This is a genomic window from Synergistes jonesii (genome assembly GCF_000712295.1).
Taxonomy (GTDB): domain Bacteria; phylum Synergistota; class Synergistia; order Synergistales; family Synergistaceae; genus Synergistes; species Synergistes jonesii.
In genome coordinates this window covers 145,832-162,211 of record NZ_JMKI01000036.1, presented here as the reverse complement: position 1 = coordinate 162,211, position 16,380 = coordinate 145,832, and the positions used below count along the sequence as shown (strand labels likewise).

The following is a 16,380-nucleotide window of genomic DNA, read 5'->3' as shown; positions in this document are numbered from 1 at the left end:
GATATCACCCCGTATGTTTTTTGCCTCGCTGATTAAAATTATAACGCCTGTCCGCCGCTCTCTTCAAGGAGAGGTATCTCTCCTTCCGCGCCGCTCGCCGGTTCCTTGACGGTTATTTCGGCCTCCGCGGCGTTTCCGTATTCGTCGGCAGCCGCGATCGTGTGCCTTCCACCGGACATTTTCCATACCGGGGCTTCGCCGGTTTTTTCTATCAGCACGCCGTCGGCGAACCAAAATATCTCGCCGCGCCCGCCGGACGCCGCTAAGGGGATTTCGTCTCCTCCGCCTCTTTTGACGTAGGAGGCGCCGTCTTTCGGCGAGATTATTTCAAGCCCCTCGTCTTTGCCGCCGCCGCGCGCCGCGCGCCAGCGCTCTATCTTCTGCGGCCATTTTATTACTACTTTCCCGCCGGAGTACGCGTGCATCACGCAGGGCGCGTCGTCGGTCACGCCTTCGATGACGTAGTCGCTGCGCGACTTCGGGCAATACTGATTCCTCGGCGCGCCCGAGAGGGGACAGAGCTCTTTTTTCACCGTACCGGGCGGAGGCGCGAACCAGGGCTCGCCCTTTTCGGTGAGCACAAGCATTATCGCCGCGGCGGCCGGCGCCGCGGCTTTCAGGCCGACGAGCGAACGGTGCGGCCTGCCGCGCGGGTCGCCGAACCAGACGACGAGCGTATATTTTTTCGTTACGGCCGCGCACCAGGCGTCGCGCAGCCCGTAGGAGGTGCCGGTCTTGAAGGCTATCCTTTTGCCGTCGGAATCGGCGTCGGCGAAGGCCGGAAGATTGCGCCGGACGTCCTTCAATATGTCGAGCGTCATGAAGGCGGCGCCCGGAGCCAGGAGGCTGGGGCCGCGCGGCTTCGCCTCCTCTTCGCCCCATCTCAGCGCGCCCGCGCTCCCGCCGCTTGCCAGCGCGAGATAGGCGCGCGCCGTCTCCAGCGGCGTGACGCCGCAGCCGCCGAGTGCGAGGCTCTCCCCGTAGTAGGCCGCGGCGCGCGTCAGATGAGAAAAGCCGAGGGTGCGCAGGAAGTTCAAAACATTTTCCGCGCCGACGCGGCGGAATATCTCGACGGCCGGCGCGTTCAGCGATTCGGCGAGAGCCGCGCGCGCGGAGACTGGGCCGCGGTAAAGGCGGTCGAAGTTGCGCGTGCCGCCGCCAGCGCCGTCGGGGACGTCGCAGAGCATCGACGATGGAGAGGCTTTGCCGCTTTGGAAGGCGAGCGCGTAAATGAACGGCTTCAGCAGGGAGCCGGGGGAGCGCTCGGACTGCGCGCAGTCCACCCACGACGACGCGCCCTCGGTGCCCTCGCGCGCGTTGCCGACGTAGGCGCGCACCGCGCCGCCGTCGTTTTCGACGAGCACAGCGCAGGCAGTTATCTCGCGCTCCGCCGCGGGCAGGCGCCGCAGCAGCTCCGACAGTACGAGCCGCTGGAGGCGCGAATCGACGGTCGAGCGAAAACGCCCGTAGCCGTCCGCAGCGAAGGCGGCTCCGCCGAAGCGAGCCGCCGCTTCCGCCGCCTGCACTCGCGCGCCCGAGAGCGCGAGACGCGCGCGCGGCAGAGGCTCTTTCTTCGCACGCCGCGCCTCCTCTTCGCCGACGACGCCGCGCCGCCGGAGCGTGTCGATTATCCTGTCGCGAAGCTCCTTCGCACGCTCGGGGCGACGGTCGGGGCGGTAGTACGCCGGGCCCCGCAGCAGCCCAGCGAGCAGCGCCGCCTCGGCGAGCGACAATTCCTTCGCCGGCTTGCCGAACCACGAGCGCGCCGCCGCTTCGATGCCGCGGATGTTGCCGCCGAAGGGGACGCTGTTCAAATATGTCTCAAGTATTTTATCCTTGTCCATGAAAAATTCCAGCGCTGAAGCCTGCGCGAATTCGATAAATTTCGCCGCGTGCGTGCGCGGGCGCGCGACCGCGAGGCGCACCGTCTGGCTCGTTATCGTCGACGCGCCGGAGACGACGCGCCCGTTCTTCGCGTTTTGCAGCGCAGCGCGGAGGAGCGCGAAAATGTCGACGCCGCCGTGGAAGTAGAAGCGCCTGTCCTCGAGCGCGACGACAGCCCTGGGCATGACGCTTCCCATCTCGGAAAGGGGCACGGGCAGGCGCCACTCGCCGGAAGCGGAGAGGAAGCCCCTCAAGGGGGCCCCGCTCCTGTCCGTCACGACGAGGGAGGCCGGGCGCCCGGCGACCGCCTCCAGCGGGAAGGTCGCCAAGAGCAGGGCGCGCGCCGCGAAGAAAGCGACCGCCGCCGCCGTCAGGAGGCGGAGCGGCAGCGGCTTTCGCCTATGATTCTGATATGCCGCCGCCGCTTTTGCCGATAATTTGCGTAATTTTTTACTTACCTTCATTGACTTTTATATTGCCGCCGCCGCTCACGCTTGAAACGCCGGCGTCGTACATACATTCGGCGTATATCTGCGGCACGGCGAAGCTCCCGGCCGTGACGGCGCGGAGGGAGTAGCGCCATTTGAGGGGCTTATCCAGCTCGTCGACGAAGAGTATCAGCCGATCGTCGCGTATCTCGCTGCGCACGCCGCCGGCGTTCTCTTCTTCTCCGCCCGTCAGGCGCGGGTTTTCTATTTCGAAGCCCGCCGGCAGAGGCAGCACCGCCGCGACTGAGCGCAGCGCGCCGCCCTTGGGCGTCAGCGTTACGAGCGCGGTAAGGGCTTCTCCGCGCGCGACCTCAGCGCCGATCTCTTTTCCGCTCCTATCCGTTACGCTCTGGCGGAGTTCTATGCCGTCGTCCCTGGCGGGGATAAGGCCTTCCGGAATATACGAGAGGCTCCAAGCTGCGTAGAGGCGCGACTTGCCGCCGTTTTCGGCCGTGTAAGAGCCTGTGCCGGAAAGGGCGGCGCTGCGCTTCTTTTCATCGACAAGCTCGCGCTTCCCGCCGTGGCTCAGCGAGCCGGAGGGGACGCCGTCGCGCGGGCGCCCTGCGAGCCAGCGGCCGAGCGCGGCCATCGCGAAGCCGCCCTCCTGCGTGTTGTAGCGCCCGTTTTTCTCAAGCGCCTTCAACAGCTCGCCGGCGCGCGCCGCGGCGTCGGCGCCGGCGGGGTCGATATAGGCGGAGGCGAGCAGCGAAAGCGCCTTATCGCGTAGCGCGGAAGCGTAATTTTCGTCGCGCCCGGGCCTTTCCCTCGAAGCCGCGACCCTCTCGCCGACTATCTTTTTCGCTTCGGCCTTTTCTCCCGCCGCCGCGTAGGCGCAGGCGAGCAGCAGGCGTCCGTCCGGCTCTATTTCGCCGATTTTGCCGCGCAGGTTCTCCATCCAGCCGAGGGGCGGCTCGCCGGCGAGCGTCAGCACGAAGGCCGCGTAGGCGCGTCTCGAAAGAGTCGCGCGCCAGGCCGCATCGCCGTCGTCCTCCGGCATTGCGGGAAGCAGCGCGCGCGCGTAATCTTGGGCGGCGCGCAGCGCCTCCTGCGGGACCTTCTCGCCCAGGCGCCGCGCCTCGAAGAGGAAGTGCGCCGCATAGAGGCTTTCCCACGGCGACGACGCGCCCTCGCCGCTCCAGCGCGGGAAGCCGCCGTCCCAGCTCTGGGACTTCGCTATTTTTTCTATCCGCGCAGCCAGCGCAGCGCGGTCCGCGAGCGCGGGGTCGATCTCCTTAACCAGCTCGGGCTGGAGGAGCAGCGCCCACGCGGAGGAGACCGTCTGCTCCGTGCAGCCGTAGGGATATGTGACTAGGAACTCGGCAAGCGCCGAGAGCGACATGGCCGGTGCCGCGGAGAGCGTGACGCGCGCCTCCGCGTAGCCGGATTTCTTCGGGTCGTCCGGCACATTGAAGGAGAGCGACGCGCCCGGCTCGACGACCGCGCTGCGGCTCTCGGTCACGCGTGGCGCGGCCGGCCGCACGGGGAACTCGGTGACGCTGCGCGTTTTTTCGCCAGAGCCCGCCTCCTCCGTCTCGCATACCACCTTCACGACGCCGGAGCCTTCGGCTTTGAAGGCGAAGGGCAGCACGGCCGACGAGCCCTCCGCTATCTTCACCGAGCGGCTCGTTTTCTCCTTCGTCGTCAGCCGTGCGCCGGAATTCTCGCATTTTATCGTAAAATTCACGGAAACGTCGCGCCGCGCGTTGTTGAATATCCGCGCCGCGGACAGGAATTCGTCGCCGTCGGCCGCAAAGCGCGGCAGAGAGAACTCCGTCACGATCTCGCCGCCGGCCTGGGCGGCGCTTTCCGCGCTTCCCTCGGCGTCCGCCGCGGCGGCCACGGCCATTATCCGCACAGCGCCGGAGAACTCCGGCATCTCGACTTCGACGTCGCATCTGCCGCCGGCGCCGCTGCGCGCCCTTTTGACGATCGAGAGCAGCCTGAAGCGCCGCGCCTGCACGGGGGAGAGGCTCGACTTCAGCAGCGCGTTCTCGTCGGCCGCACCGCCTCCGGCCGCGCGGAGCGCTTCGGCCGCGCGCTCCGGCGTTATCAGAGAGCCGTATATATCGTAAGTTTCCGTGCCCAGCGCGCGCCGCGCGCTGAAGTGCTTCCACGGCGCCGGCGACGCATAGCCGGTGAGCCCGAGGACGGTCTCGTCGACTATCATCAGCGTCACGTCGGCGGCGCGGCCGCGTCCCTCGGAATCTTTGACGTGAACGGAGATTTTGTTTTTCCCCTGTTTCAGCCTCTCCCTCTTTTCTATCTCAACGCCGAGGCGGCTTTTCGCGTTGTCGACCATCAGCGGGGCTGCGCCGGCGGCGCGGGCGGGCGCCCCGTCCCTCTGCGCCGGGCGCACGACCTGTGCGGTGATCCAGGCGTTCGGCCTCATCTTCTCCGTCACAGGCAGGGAAAATTCGGCCTCGCGCCCCTCCATCCGCTTCGCCGCGCTCCAAATCACGTCGGTCGTTTCGGCGCTTATCAGCAGCGAGCCTGCGAAGGGCGACTTGACCTTGATCTTCGCCGTCTCTCCGACCTTGTAGATTTTCTTATCCATAGTGATCAGCGCGACGTCGGGAAGCTGCGCCTCCGCGCCTCCCGCCCCGTAGGCGTAGATCAGCGCCGACGCGCGCGACTTGCCGTCGGGCGTCTCGACTCGCAGCACATATTCCCCCGCTTCCTTTATATTCACCGACGCGCTGCCGACGCCGCCGGAGAGCTTGAGGCTGCCGCTCCCGCGCGGGATGAGCTCTTTGAGCGTATCGCGTGCGCCTCGCCCGCCGCTTTCGAAGGTCACGGCCCGGCTGACGCGGCGAAAGAGCGAATATTTCAGCTCAGCGGCGGGAGCGCCCTTCCCGTCCGGGGTCACGGCGGCGGCGCGGAAGGAGAGCTCCCTATGCGGCGAAACGTCGCGCCGGACCTCGACCCCGGCCAAAAATTCCGAAGGATACCAGGCTATCGTGAGAGTCTTGTAAGTCCAGCGGCCGCCGTCCTCCATCACGCCGCAGCGCAGTGCGAGGTCGAGCGCGGAGCGCGAAGCGCGCCCCTCGCCGCCGAGTGCGAACTTCGCTAGCCCGCCGGCGTTGAGCGCGCCGGAGGCTATAAAATCGTTTTCCGGCACGAACTCCGCTTCTTCGTCGGCGAAGGAGAAGCCCTTCCACCCTTTATAGGAGAGCTCGCGCCGCTTCGTGCTCAGCTCGGCCTCGTAGCGCATCGCGGCGGCCGGGTTGCCGAAGGTGTAACGGCCGGAAAGCTCTATCTCGCAGCTCTCGTCTGCTGTCAGGCGCGCTTTGCCGCCCTTCGCCTCGACAAAGAGGCGCGGCGCGGCGAACTCCTCCGTGTAAAAATCCCTGCGCCCTATCGGCTCATTCGCCCCCGGCGCGTAAATCTCGGCGCTCCATCCTCCGGTCGGAGCCTCCGGCGGTAGCTTGAACTCCGCTAAGAGAGTCCCCTCCTTCGTCAGCATCGCACCCTTCGAAGCCCATACCCTGCCCTCCGGAGAATAAAGCTTCACCGTCAGCGGGAAGGGGCGCGGGGCCCTGCCGTCGGCGCCGCGCACCACGGCCATGACGGGCACCTCGTCGCCGGGGCGGAAAATATCGCGCGGCGTGTAGCAATACGCGGAATAGCCGCCGCGCAGCCACTCTTCGCCGGAGCTGTCGAAGTCGTCGTTCCCTCTGTAAAGCCCGCCGTCAAAGCGCAGATAGGCCGTGTCCTTTCCGTTGCTCGCAATGGCGATGACCGGATGTCCGCCCTCCGCCGGAGATTTGAGCGAGATCTTCGCCGTGCCGTCCGCGCCGCTCACGCCTCTGCCTATGATCTGGTTTTCCCACGAAAGCAGGGAGACCCCCACACCGGCGAGGGGTGCGCCCGAAGAGACGGAAAGGACGCGCGCCAGCGCCTCCTTCGCGCCGAGCGTCACCGAAAGGCCCAGGTCGCTGACGTTCACGACGCAGCTCGCTTCGCAGAACCCCCTTTCGTCCTCGGAAAAGGCCCTGACCATAAAGACCCCGCGCCTGCCGCCGATCAGCGGCGCCATGTCGAGCGCGCGGCGCGCCGGAGCGTTCGGCCTGCCGCGGACGAGATATTCTCTTTCGGCGGCGAGGCGCGAGAGACCCCTGTCGTTCGGATCGTCGCCGCCGCGCATCGCGTAGGCTATGTTGTTCGCGTAAAGCTCGTTCACGATCACCCTGATTTTGTCTACGTTCACGCTTTCGATCGGCAGGCGCAGAGAGCCGGAGGGCGAGAGCAGGCGGCCGCCGTCCGAAAAGCGCAACTGCGCCGCCACGTCGGGGAAGATAAACGCGCGGCTCCAACTCTCGGCGAGGGCGGCCGAGGGGCGCGCCGCGCAGGGGAGCCCCTTCTTCACCTCGACCCTGACCCTCTCCTGCGGTCGGAAGGCGCCGAAGATCGCAAAGCCCCCCGGCGCCGGCTCGACGCTGAAATCCGCCTTCGGCGAAAGCTCGACGAACGCGGCCGCCCTCGCCAGGTCTACCGGCGCCGTAGTCTCGATGACTATCCTGCCGCCGTCCATCTCAGAGAAGGCGTTGGAATCGCGCACTTCGAGGACGGGCGAGCATTTGAGCTTCGCGCTCCGCGCCTTCACGAGTCCCAGCGGGCCGGCGGCCGACGCGAAGCCCTCCGCTATCTCCAGCGTCGCTTCTCCATCGGAGACTCCGCTTAACTTCAGCAGCAGCTTTTTAGCGTCGCCGCCGCTCTCGGTCGAAAAATCGACGGCGCGCCCCTTCTCGTCGCTTACGCGCGCGTAGCCGCCGAAACGCCGCGGCTCCACCGGGAGGGAGAAGGACAATTCGAAGGTGACGCTCCCCTCCTCCTCGCTGAAATCGATCTGCTTCACGCCGAGAAATTCGAGCGGCGGCGTGCTGAAAGAAAATTCTTTCGCGCCGGAAAGCGGCCTCCCCTGTAAATCGCGCAGCCCCTCCGCGGCCGACGCGGAAAAGCGCGTCGCGGCGGCGAGCCCTCCCGACGGGGCGAGCGCGAAGGTCGACGCGTCCGTCCAGCGGCCAAAGCCGGATATCTCGGGCGAAAAGGTCAGAGGATATGCGCCCGGCGCGAGAGGCGCGCCGATAACGTCGCCTGAGACGACGGCGCCGCTGAAGACGCATTTTATCTCGGCGCTTCTCTGCGCCTCGCCGCGCGGCGAAAATTCGCGCACCCGAAAGCCGCCCGCCCCGAGGCGCGGCGCGGCGAAGGCGAGCGCGAGCGCCGCAAGGGCCGCCGCGATAAGAGACGCTCGTCCGTACTTTTTATCCATAGGAAACACCTCCGTCTTGATTTTCCGTTTATTGCCGTATGCGGCATAATTATTCAGCAGAGCGCGCGATAATGCAAGCGGCGGAAAAACCCCCGCGTGTACGCGCCCCGCGAACATTCAATTGCTTTGCCATGTTGAAGATGATATACTTTACATATTAACAGCTTTCTATGGCTAACAGAAACATAGGAAAGGAGAGGAGCCGGATTAATTTAATGGAATTGAACTTTACGGACGGCCCCGTCACGGTAAGGAGGGATCGCCGAATTAAGTAACGAGAGACTTTTTTCGCTTCGCCGCCGGGATTTCCGGCCTTGACGCAATGGAAGAAAGCCTATCCTATGAACATGAGAAAAATACGAAAGGATTTTGACGGATGAAAAGTAAAAAAATATTTAGAGCCGCCGCCGTGATATTGGTGTGCGCCATGATATTCCAAAGCGCCCCCGCGGTTTTTGCCGCCGGGGGCGAGCCGGAGGGCGTCGCCCTTCCGCAGAAGTACACGGAACTGATAATGAAGGAGCACGACAAATACATCGAGGCTTTCCTCAACGCGGAGATGGGCAACAGATACTTCTTAAAGCAGATATACGACGCCAAATACGGAGGCAAAAAAGCGCTTACCAAAGAAGAGCTCAAAGCGATGCTCTTCGAGCTGAGAATCCTGAATAAAGAGCTGAGCGCCAGCGCTAAGAGATACATTCGCAACATAGATATGGCGAAGTTGGCGATGGCCGGTATGGACGAAGAGGAGAGGACTCTGCTGGCGAAGGCGCTGAGTTATATATTCGCCACTCCTGCCTACGCTTTCGACTTCTCCGTGCTCGACAAAATCAAGAGCGGGCTCCAAAGCGTCGCGGACGCCGCCGACACAATCGCTGATGCTGCCGTATCGGCGGCAGACGCATTCGTTGAGAAGGCCGGCGAAGTGATGGATTCAGTCGTTGAGAAGGCCGGCGCAGCGATGGATGCAGTCGGTGAGAAGGTAAGTGCAATGGCTGATAAAGTCGATAAGGAGGTGGAACAGTTCAAGAACAGGTACTTTACGATGGCGACTGTCTACAGGGGTGGAGAGATTTTAGCCGCAGGTACAGTCTTCCTCGCGACTGCCGCCTTTGCGGCAGTCGGCACCGTGTCAGCTGTGGGCACACTGGCTGGAGCTGTAGCTTTGGGCGCGCCGGCGGTGTCAACATTAGCAGTCCTGGGAATGTTGGGGGCAATAGGGCTCGGAGTCACACTTGGCATAACTCAGACGGCAGAGGCGAGTTTAGCTTTTGCCGATGTCGTAGTAGATGAAGATAACAGCAGTACCGAGTTTAGGAAGGATCTGAAAAAAATCAACCTCTATGGCAGTGCTCTATCCATCACCAGTGGTGTAGTAACCGGGATTTCAGGAGCGGCAGAAACCACAGTCAACATCGTCGATGCAACGAAAGATTACTGGATACCGAAAATCTTAGGCACTTCCGAGGATCCGAAGGCCCCCGGACACGAAGGAGCGGAAAAGCTCAAAAAAGCTAAAGAAGCCGCCGGCGCTGGCGGTTCCGGCAAAGGCGGCGGCGGAGGGCACGGCTAAAGACCGGCGGGCCTGAACCCTGTAATTCGCTGAAAAACAAGACTTCTAATATATACCACTTAGCTGCGGCGGCCGCGAACCGTGCGATTCGCGGCCGCCCTTGTTTCATCCGAATCTTCCCAACTTTCGAAGCTGCTTTTGCTGACAGCGAGAGGGCGATGTTTCGACTGTCTTTATAGCTGGTCTTGTATGTCATACTCATCATGATCTGCCTCATAGTGGCGTTATCTCAGAACGATTATGGGGGGACATTATCATAGAGCAACAACAAAAAATTTCAATTGCCTCCTCCTCTGAAATATGTTAGACTGTATAAAGTAAATTGTTTTCTAATTGCTACGAAATACGAAAAAGAGGAGAGGTTGATAATGAACTGCTATCAGATCATGGCGGTAAGAATCGCCGACCGCGGCAAAAGCGCGGTCGAGGTGCAGCGCATCCTGACGGAATACGGCTGCTCCATAATGACGAGGCTAGGGCTGCACGACCAGTCGACGCCCGGCACGTGCTCCCCCTCCGGGCTTTTGGTCCTTCAGCTCTGCTGCGACGCCGAAATCTCGAAGGAGCTTGAGAAAAAGCTCAGCGCTCTCGAAGGCGTAAAGGCCAAGCTGGCCGACCTTTCAGACTGACCGCGCGGCGCCCAGGCAATAAAAGACGGGCGCGCTTGAAGGCTTTCGATAAGACGGCGGATCGCGTTGAATCAAAGAGCCGTGCTCAGCCCGTCGGCTGGATACGGCTCTTTTAAATAAACAAAGCCAGGCCGGCGAATAAAAGGGTCTTCCCCATATTTTGTGTAAACGCCCTCGAACGGTGCGAATAGAACGTGATTTTTGACAGGCGGCAGCGGCTTACTACCCTGCCGCCTTGTCTATAAGTTAGCGCCGGCGATGCCGCTTATCAAGGCAACTGGAACCCAGCCGCCAAGCGGAGCCTTGCCCCCTAGGCATGGCGCCTGGCTGTTATAGTACACGTCCATACCGTTTCAGTCCGGCATGCGCTCTGCTAAGAACACGCCCAGCTGGGCATGGATGACGCTCCAATCCTGACGCCTGCCCATCCATTTCTTCGTGACGTCCTTCATCGCCAAATACAGCATTTTCAAGAGACTGTCGTCTGTAGGAAAGGCTGATTTTGATTTTGTCACTTTTCTCAGCTGACGATTGAAGCCCTCTATGGGTATTGGTGGTGTATATCATCAGTCTTCTAGACAGTGTCTACACGAGTTATGTTAAAACATTGAGCCAAATTGCAATACATCGGATCTGGACGGCGGCTAAGAATGACGCCGTGTTCTTCGCATAGCGTGTAGCGATGCCCCTCCAGCGTTTGAGCCATAGAAACGCATTCTCTACAAGATGTCTTATCCTGTAGAGATAACGGTCATAGTCGCGTTGAATTTTACGGTTTTTCTTCGGTGGGATCACGACGTTCATCCCGGCGGCGGTAGCGTGCGATATTATCTCTGCCGTATCATAGCCTCTATCCGCCAGAAGATTCTCCGCCTCTATCCCTGAAATAAGATGTACAGCTTCCTTGCAATCAGCTCTGGTGCCCTCTGTGATAATAACTCTGACCGGCATACCAGACGAATCCACGGCAAGGTGAATCTTGGTGTTGAGCCCCCTTTTGTGCGGCTCATATCCTGATTGCCGCCTCTTGCACCGGCAGCGTGCGGATGAACCTTGCAGTGGCTTGCATCTATCATGAGCCATTCGTAATCAGGGTCGTCTATCAATGCCTCAAGGATTTTATCCCATATGCCCTTGTCTCTCCAGCGGCGGAAGCGCTGATGCACCGTGCCCCATTTCCCATAGGCGGGCGGCAAGTCCCTCCACGGCGCGCCAGTGCGAAGAATCCAAAATACCCCATTGATAAATCTCCTATTATCCTTGGCTATACCGCCCCACTGTCCACGTTGACCGGGCAGCATGGGTTCCAGTTTCGCCCATGCTTTGTCGTCGATATCATGTCGATGTTGAGCATTATTCATAATGACTCTCCCTTCTCGACGCCATTATATCACTTCTCTCGTGTAGACACTATCTAATCTCCTGCGGGTATTTGAAATATATACTGAGGCCGGCCCAGTTTTCCCACCACGACTTTGATATCTTCGGGTACTTCGCATCCCATTTCTCAGCGAAGCCGTCCAGCACATCAAGAGCCGAAGATTCGTCGACGGGCGGTGTAAACGGCTTTCAGGTCGGCCGTCAACGGCTTTAAATCTTTATAGGACACGTATTTGTCGGAGTTCCTGAGTTGGTGGATGATGCAGTTCTGTATCTCAGCCCGGGGAAATACCGCCTCTATCGCGGATGAGAACCCGGCAAGATTGTCAGTGTAGGCAATGAAGGTGTCTTCGACTCCGCGGTTCTTCATGCCGTTCAGAACTGACGCCCAGAACTTGGCGCTTTCGTTCTCTCCTACCCACATGCCCAGAACGTCTTTATGTCTGTCAAGAGCGATGCCTATGGCGATGTATACTACCTTTTTTACTACCTATCCTTCGCTTCTGACGTGATAGTGGATCGCGTCGAGAAATACTACCGCGTAGACGGCTTCAAGCGGACGCTACTGCCATTCTTTGGCTGCCGGAAGATCCTGTCGGTGATGCGGCTTACCGTAGTGTCGGAAATATCTATGCCGTATATGTCGCGGATATGGGCTACGATGTCCGAGGTGGTCATACCTTTGGCGTACATTGAGAGTATCTTTCCCTTGATGTCTTTATCTGATGCTCGTCTGGTTCTTCTTGGGTATCTGAGGATCGAACTCGCTGTTACGATTTAGCGGCACTGATATGCCGACGTCGCCGAAGCGCGTATGCAGGGTCTTGCTGCCGTGTCCGTTGCGGCTGTTGTCCGTGCTCTTGTTTTTGCTGTCGTACCTGCCGTAGCCGAGTTCGTCCTCAAGTTCAGCGTCGAGCCTGTTTTCCATGAACGCCGCGATCGTTTCCTTGAAGAGATTCTGAATGTCGTCCATGCTGCTGACATCCGCGGTCTTCAGCAATTCTCGGCTCGGATTGCCTCGCGGCGTGCTTCTTCTTCAGGTGTGCGCTTCTTTCTGACCATAATGTAAACCTCCGTTGCAGTGCTTCCATTCTACACCACTCGGACATACTTTGGATTTGGCAGTTTTCGGCGTTTAAGCCTATACTGTACAAGCACCCTGTACAAAGATGAGATATCTCTTCTATACCCCTTTTTCGCAGTTTGACCCACAGGACGACGAGCCCGCAGTGCTCATTCCGCCTTCTCATATTGAAGATCAGCTTAAGTTCTGCCTCAGAATGTTCATCAGGGTGATGGCGGGGACGCTTAGAAAGATTCATAAGAGAAGAGTCGGTCCCGTCATACCTATTCAGCCACCGGTAGACAAAAGTCCTGCTGGTCTTATACTTAATGGCAGCCTTTTTAACGCCATAAGATTTAACGTACTTGATTACAGCTTTTCTGAAACGGACATCTTGTGCTATCCTATTTAATGTGGACACCAGCCTCCTTATAGTTTTTCGTAGTGGCTAAACATTAACGGCAGGCAGGCATGTCCGCAATTATTTGTTCAAATTCCCTTAACCTCATCCTCAGGAAGCCTTTGCATCTGACCTTGGCCTCTGTAACGCATCTATTGAAAACCTACATTATTTGTTAATAATCATGACGGAGTCTCTTGCCAAACACGCAAGCCTCTTTATGACAAACAAGGTTTTTTCAACCATAATTGACCATATTCGTAAACAGTTAAAATACGTTCATATGCCTGCCTGCCGTGGGCAAATGCGCTCAGACGAGGCAGCGGCAGCCATGCAGACGGTATATTCTGCTTTCGTCTGGCGTCAAAAATACACGGCTGTGTATGGTGATATTTGTTAATTTTTCTGGTCAGATATAAAAACTAAATTTTCTTACTCTGGTGTAAAGTAATATTATTAAATTAAAGCGGCAAATTAAGACAGAAAAATGAGAAAAATAACTTAAGAAGATTTGTTTTTTAATATCCGTTAATGTTTGGTTTTGGTTTTTTATCAAGATAAATTAAAAAAATAAAAAACAGGCTGCTATTACAAAAAGAGGAGGAGAGATTTAAATGGCTGCAACAACACGGAAATATGTTTCATTTTATTATGCGACAGCCGGCGACCCGCCGGAAGTTAAGATTGACCCGCGCAGGACGTGCATGCTTGTCGTAGATATGCAGAACGAATTTGTCCTCAGGGATTTCGGCGAAGCCCTTGGTTTCAAGAAAAACGGTGAATGGGATCGTTGGGTTCCATTCCACGACAGACTTGACGATGTGGTTATTCCCAATACAAAAAAGCTCATTGAGTTCATGAGGAAAAACGGTATTGAGGTTACGTACGGGCGCATTGCCTGCCTCAAGGAAACCGGCGAGGACAGGTGCATCGTTCAAAAGACGCCCGGCTGGAACAATATGCTTATACCGGTTAACTCATACGCCGCACAGATGGTCGACGAACTCAAGCCGATGGGGGATGAGATCGTAGTCAACAAGACTACCGACAGCGTAGTAACAGGCACGAATTACGCCACTCTCATCAGGAATATGGACATTGAGACTGTCATTGTTACAGGCATAGTTACAGACCAGTGTGTAGCGTCGACAGTACGCAGCCTCGCAGATCATGGGTTTAAGGTAATAGTCGCAGAGGACTGCTGCGCAGCCGCAACTATGGAACTGCACGATGCGGAACTAACGATAATGAACAATATTTATTGCACAGTCATGAGCTCGGATGAAATCATCGAACTCATAAAAAATAATCTTTAATAATGCAAAGGAGGAAAAGTTTATGGCTTTCAAGTTTGACAAGTCGAACGCTCTGTTCGCAAGAACAGAGAAGCATATCCCCGGCGGCGTAGCGTCAAACAGCCGCTACTGGGCGAAGCCGGCTACGCTCTTCATAGACAGGGCTAAAGGCTCGCACATATGGGATGTCGACGGCAACGAGTACATCGACTACAGGATGGCCTATGGCCCGGTTATCCTTGGCCACGCCTACCCCAAAGTCCAGCAGGCAGTAAGGGATGTCATGGACGATGGTGTGCTGTTCGGACTTTCGAATGAGCGCGAAATAGAAGTGGCAGAAAGAGTCGGAAAATTCTGCAAACATGTGGAGATGTTCAGATTCACATGCTCAGGCTCTGAGTCTGTAATGCATGCGATAAGGCTCGCCCGCGCATATACCGGCAAAGAGAAGATAGTAAAGTTCGAAGGACACTATCACGGCATACATAACGACGTTATTTTCTCAATGTATCCCTCGCTTGACGAGATGGGCCCCATTGACAATCCGACTGCGGTTCCCTACAGCCCAGGAGTGCCCAAGTGCTACAGCGATACAGTTATTGTCCAGCCGTGGAATGAGTTCGAAATTCTCGAAAAGACAGTAAAAAGGAATGCTAGCCAGATAGCTGCAATAGTTACCGAACCCCTTATGCTGGACAACGGCGTGCTTCTGCCGAAGGAAGGGTATTTGAAATTTCTCCGTGACCTCTGCGACAAGTACGGCATCGTTCTTATATTTGACGAAGTAAAAGCTGGTTTCCGAATCGCGAGAGGCGGCGCGGTAGAGCGTTTCGGCGTAGTTCCGGATATCAGCGCCTACGCAAAGGCCATGAGCAACGGTTATCCGCTGGCAGGATTCGGCGGTAAATGTGAAATCATGAGTCTGATAGGTCCTGGCAAAGGCAAGGTCCCGCACGGCGGAACATACAATGCCAACCCGATAGCTACGGCGGCTGCGATTGCGACACTTGACGAACTTGCGAAGGACGAAGTGTGGAGCGCATATGAAAAGCGCGGTCAGGAATTGTTCGACGGCATAAAGAAAACGCTTGAGACAGAGAGCAAATATCACTTTGTCGTGCAGGGCTTCCCAGGCGTCTTCTGGTTTGCTAAGACCGACAAGGAAAAGATAAGCAGTTACCGTGATGTGCTGAACTACGTCGATTTCGTCTACATGGAAAAGCTCTCGTTTGAAATGGTTAACAGAGGAATACTGAAGGATATGTCAGGCAACGAACCGTCGGTCATGATGTCTGCATCGCACACAGAAGCTGATGTCAAGGAGACGCTGCGGGCGCTGAGCGAATCAATAGCGGCTGTAGAAAAATAAAAATAGGCGCTCCGCGGCGTGAAATATGCCGTCGCAGGGATTTGGCAGAGTTTTTTGCAGCGGAGCGCCGCTTTTTAACAAGGTTTAAAGCGCCTGCATGTTTATCGTATGTGGACAAAACGCAGAAACTGGGAGGTGACTGAGGCAAAACACTAATGGTTATATCATGCGCGAAATGTTACAAGAGGAAGAGGGTTAGTATCACAAAATAAGAGGAGGTAAATTGTAATATGGCTGATTCGTTAGGCAAGGTAATAGCAATTTCCGGAAGCATGAGAAGGGACGCCAACACCGATTACTACATGAACATCGTGTTGAAAGAGTGCGAAAAGGAAGGCTTCGAAACGGAGCTCATCCCTCTCCGCAACAAGAGAATTGAAGGCTGCGCGTATGACCTCTGCGCGGAAGACGGCGATGAGAATGGCTACAGTTATTCACACTGCGGTTACCAGCACCCGCCGTATTGGATGCCGAAGTACGACGTCTGCGCTCTCAAGGACGACTTCTGGCCTATCTTTGAGAAGATGAAGGCCGCTGACGGCATTATCCTTGGAAGCCCCGTGTACTTCGGATCTGCGACCCCGAAAATCAAGGCTCTTATCGACCGCGCAGGCATATGCGCCGAGGCACGCGGACATTATATCCGCTATCTGAAGGATCCCGAGCAGAAGCGCAAAGCTCAGGAAATGATTGACAACGCGACACCGGAGATGCGCAACTGGTATGAAAACGGACTTCTTTACCGCAAGGTAGGAGCTGCGGTTGCGGTAACGCGCAGGACGAGCGCCAACTTCACATGGGCACAGCTCATGATGTTCTTCGGCATCTGCAACATGATAGTCCCCGGTTCGATCTACTGGCCTGTTTCGATCGGCGGCGCACTTGGCTACAGGACGAGCAGGGGTGAGTATCAGGACCCCGAAGGCGAGGAAATCATGGAAATACTCGGCAAAAACATGGCCTGGACGATCAAGAAGACGAAGGACATCCCGACAAAAGACTAGCACGGCGTCTTTTCGGTAAA

9 protein-coding genes and 3 pseudogenes are annotated in these 16,380 nt (G+C 57.8%); 5 read left to right on the top strand and 7 right to left on the bottom strand.

Going from position 1 to position 16,380, the window contains the following annotated elements; all coding sequences use genetic code 11:
• Window positions 1–38: 38 nt before the first annotated feature.
• Together pbpC and EH55_RS08695 are read right to left on the bottom strand one after the other, a co-directional pair.
• A complete protein-coding gene (gene pbpC, locus EH55_RS08700; RefSeq protein WP_051682774.1) occupies window positions 39–2,348 on the bottom strand; it encodes a penicillin-binding protein 1C in 2,310 nt (769 codons plus the stop codon).
• On the bottom strand, window positions 2,335–7,644 hold the full coding sequence (locus EH55_RS08695) for an Ig-like domain-containing alpha-2-macroglobulin family protein (RefSeq protein WP_037976793.1): 5,310 nt from the start codon (window positions 7,642–7,644) through the stop codon (window positions 2,335–2,337). Before EH55_RS08695 ends, pbpC begins: the two co-directional genes overlap by 14 nt.
• Window positions 7,645–8,020: 376 nt before the next feature.
• On the opposite strand from EH55_RS08695, the gene EH55_RS08690 reads away from it, so the two are divergent.
• Entirely contained in the window at window positions 8,021–9,220 is a 1,200-nt protein-coding gene (locus tag EH55_RS08690; RefSeq protein ID WP_037976790.1) for a hypothetical protein, read from the top strand.
• A gap of 368 nt (window positions 9,221–9,588) precedes the next feature.
• Window positions 9,589–9,849, top strand: coding sequence for a hypothetical protein (locus EH55_RS08685; protein WP_037976788.1), 261 nt, complete (start codon window positions 9,589–9,591; stop codon window positions 9,847–9,849).
• A 448-nt stretch (window positions 9,850–10,297) separates the two neighbouring features.
• On the opposite strand, the pseudogene EH55_RS14745 reads toward EH55_RS08685, so the two are convergent.
• From EH55_RS14745 to EH55_RS14780, 5 genes and pseudogenes are all read right to left on the bottom strand, one after another.
• Window positions 10,298–10,422 (bottom strand): annotated as a pseudogene (locus EH55_RS14745) (transposase); the annotation flags it as partial.
• Window positions 10,423–10,443: 21 nt separating this feature from the next.
• Window positions 10,444–11,147: pseudogene (locus tag EH55_RS13875) on the bottom strand (IS5 family transposase).
• A 230-nt stretch (window positions 11,148–11,377) separates the two neighbouring features.
• Window positions 11,378–11,707, bottom strand: a pseudogene (locus tag EH55_RS14790) (transposase); the annotation flags it as partial.
• A gap of 56 nt (window positions 11,708–11,763) precedes the next feature.
• Window positions 11,764–11,922: a transposase gene (locus tag EH55_RS14785; RefSeq protein WP_201769365.1), complete on the bottom strand. Its 159-nt coding sequence runs from the start codon at window positions 11,920–11,922 to the stop codon at window positions 11,764–11,766.
• A 25-nt stretch (window positions 11,923–11,947) separates the two neighbouring features.
• Window positions 11,948–12,229 carry a transposase gene (locus EH55_RS14780; RefSeq protein WP_218105889.1) on the bottom strand — a complete coding sequence of 94 codons (282 nt, stop codon included), beginning with the start codon at window positions 12,227–12,229 and terminating at the stop codon, window positions 11,948–11,950.
• 1,077 nt (window positions 12,230–13,306) lie between these two features.
• Between EH55_RS14780 and EH55_RS08665 the strand changes: the two genes are divergently transcribed.
• The 3 genes from EH55_RS08665 to EH55_RS08655 all read left to right on the top strand — a co-directional run bounded on the left by EH55_RS08665 (window position 13,307) and on the right by EH55_RS08655 (window position 16,360).
• Window positions 13,307–14,008 (top strand): cysteine hydrolase family protein, encoded by a 702-nt coding sequence (locus EH55_RS08665; RefSeq protein WP_037976781.1) that lies wholly within the window; start codon window positions 13,307–13,309, stop codon window positions 14,006–14,008.
• A 22-nt stretch (window positions 14,009–14,030) separates the two neighbouring features.
• A complete protein-coding gene (gene gntE, locus EH55_RS08660) occupies window positions 14,031–15,356 on the top strand; it encodes a guanitoxin biosynthesis PLP-dependent transaminase GntE (RefSeq protein WP_037976779.1) in 1,326 nt (441 codons plus the stop codon).
• Window positions 15,357–15,586: 230 nt separating this feature from the next.
• Window positions 15,587–16,360 (top strand): flavodoxin family protein, encoded by a 774-nt coding sequence (locus EH55_RS08655; RefSeq protein ID WP_037976777.1) that lies wholly within the window; start codon window positions 15,587–15,589, stop codon window positions 16,358–16,360.
• Window positions 16,361–16,380 lie beyond the last annotated feature (20 nt).

Excerpts from the sequence above, each read along its gene's own strand:
- EH55_RS08690 (WP_037976790.1), top strand. The coding sequence starts at position 8,021 with ATGAAAAGTAAAAAAATATTTAGAGCCGCCGCCGTGATATTGGTGTGC.
- EH55_RS08685 (WP_037976788.1), top strand. The coding sequence starts at position 9,589 with ATGAACTGCTATCAGATCATGGCGGTAAGAATCGCCGACCGCGGCAAA.
- pbpC (WP_051682774.1), bottom strand. The coding sequence starts at position 2,348 with ATGAAGGTAAGTAAAAAATTACGCAAATTATCGGCAAAAGCGGCGGCG.
- EH55_RS14785 (WP_201769365.1), bottom strand. The coding sequence starts at position 11,922 with ATGTACGCCAAAGGTATGACCACCTCGGACATCGTAGCCCATATCCGC.
- EH55_RS08665 (WP_037976781.1), top strand. The coding sequence starts at position 13,307 with ATGGCTGCAACAACACGGAAATATGTTTCATTTTATTATGCGACAGCC.
- EH55_RS08695 (WP_037976793.1), bottom strand. The coding sequence starts at position 7,644 with ATGGATAAAAAGTACGGACGAGCGTCTCTTATCGCGGCGGCCCTTGCG.
- gntE (WP_037976779.1), top strand. The coding sequence starts at position 14,031 with ATGGCTTTCAAGTTTGACAAGTCGAACGCTCTGTTCGCAAGAACAGAG.
- EH55_RS08655 (WP_037976777.1), top strand. The coding sequence starts at position 15,587 with ATGGCTGATTCGTTAGGCAAGGTAATAGCAATTTCCGGAAGCATGAGA.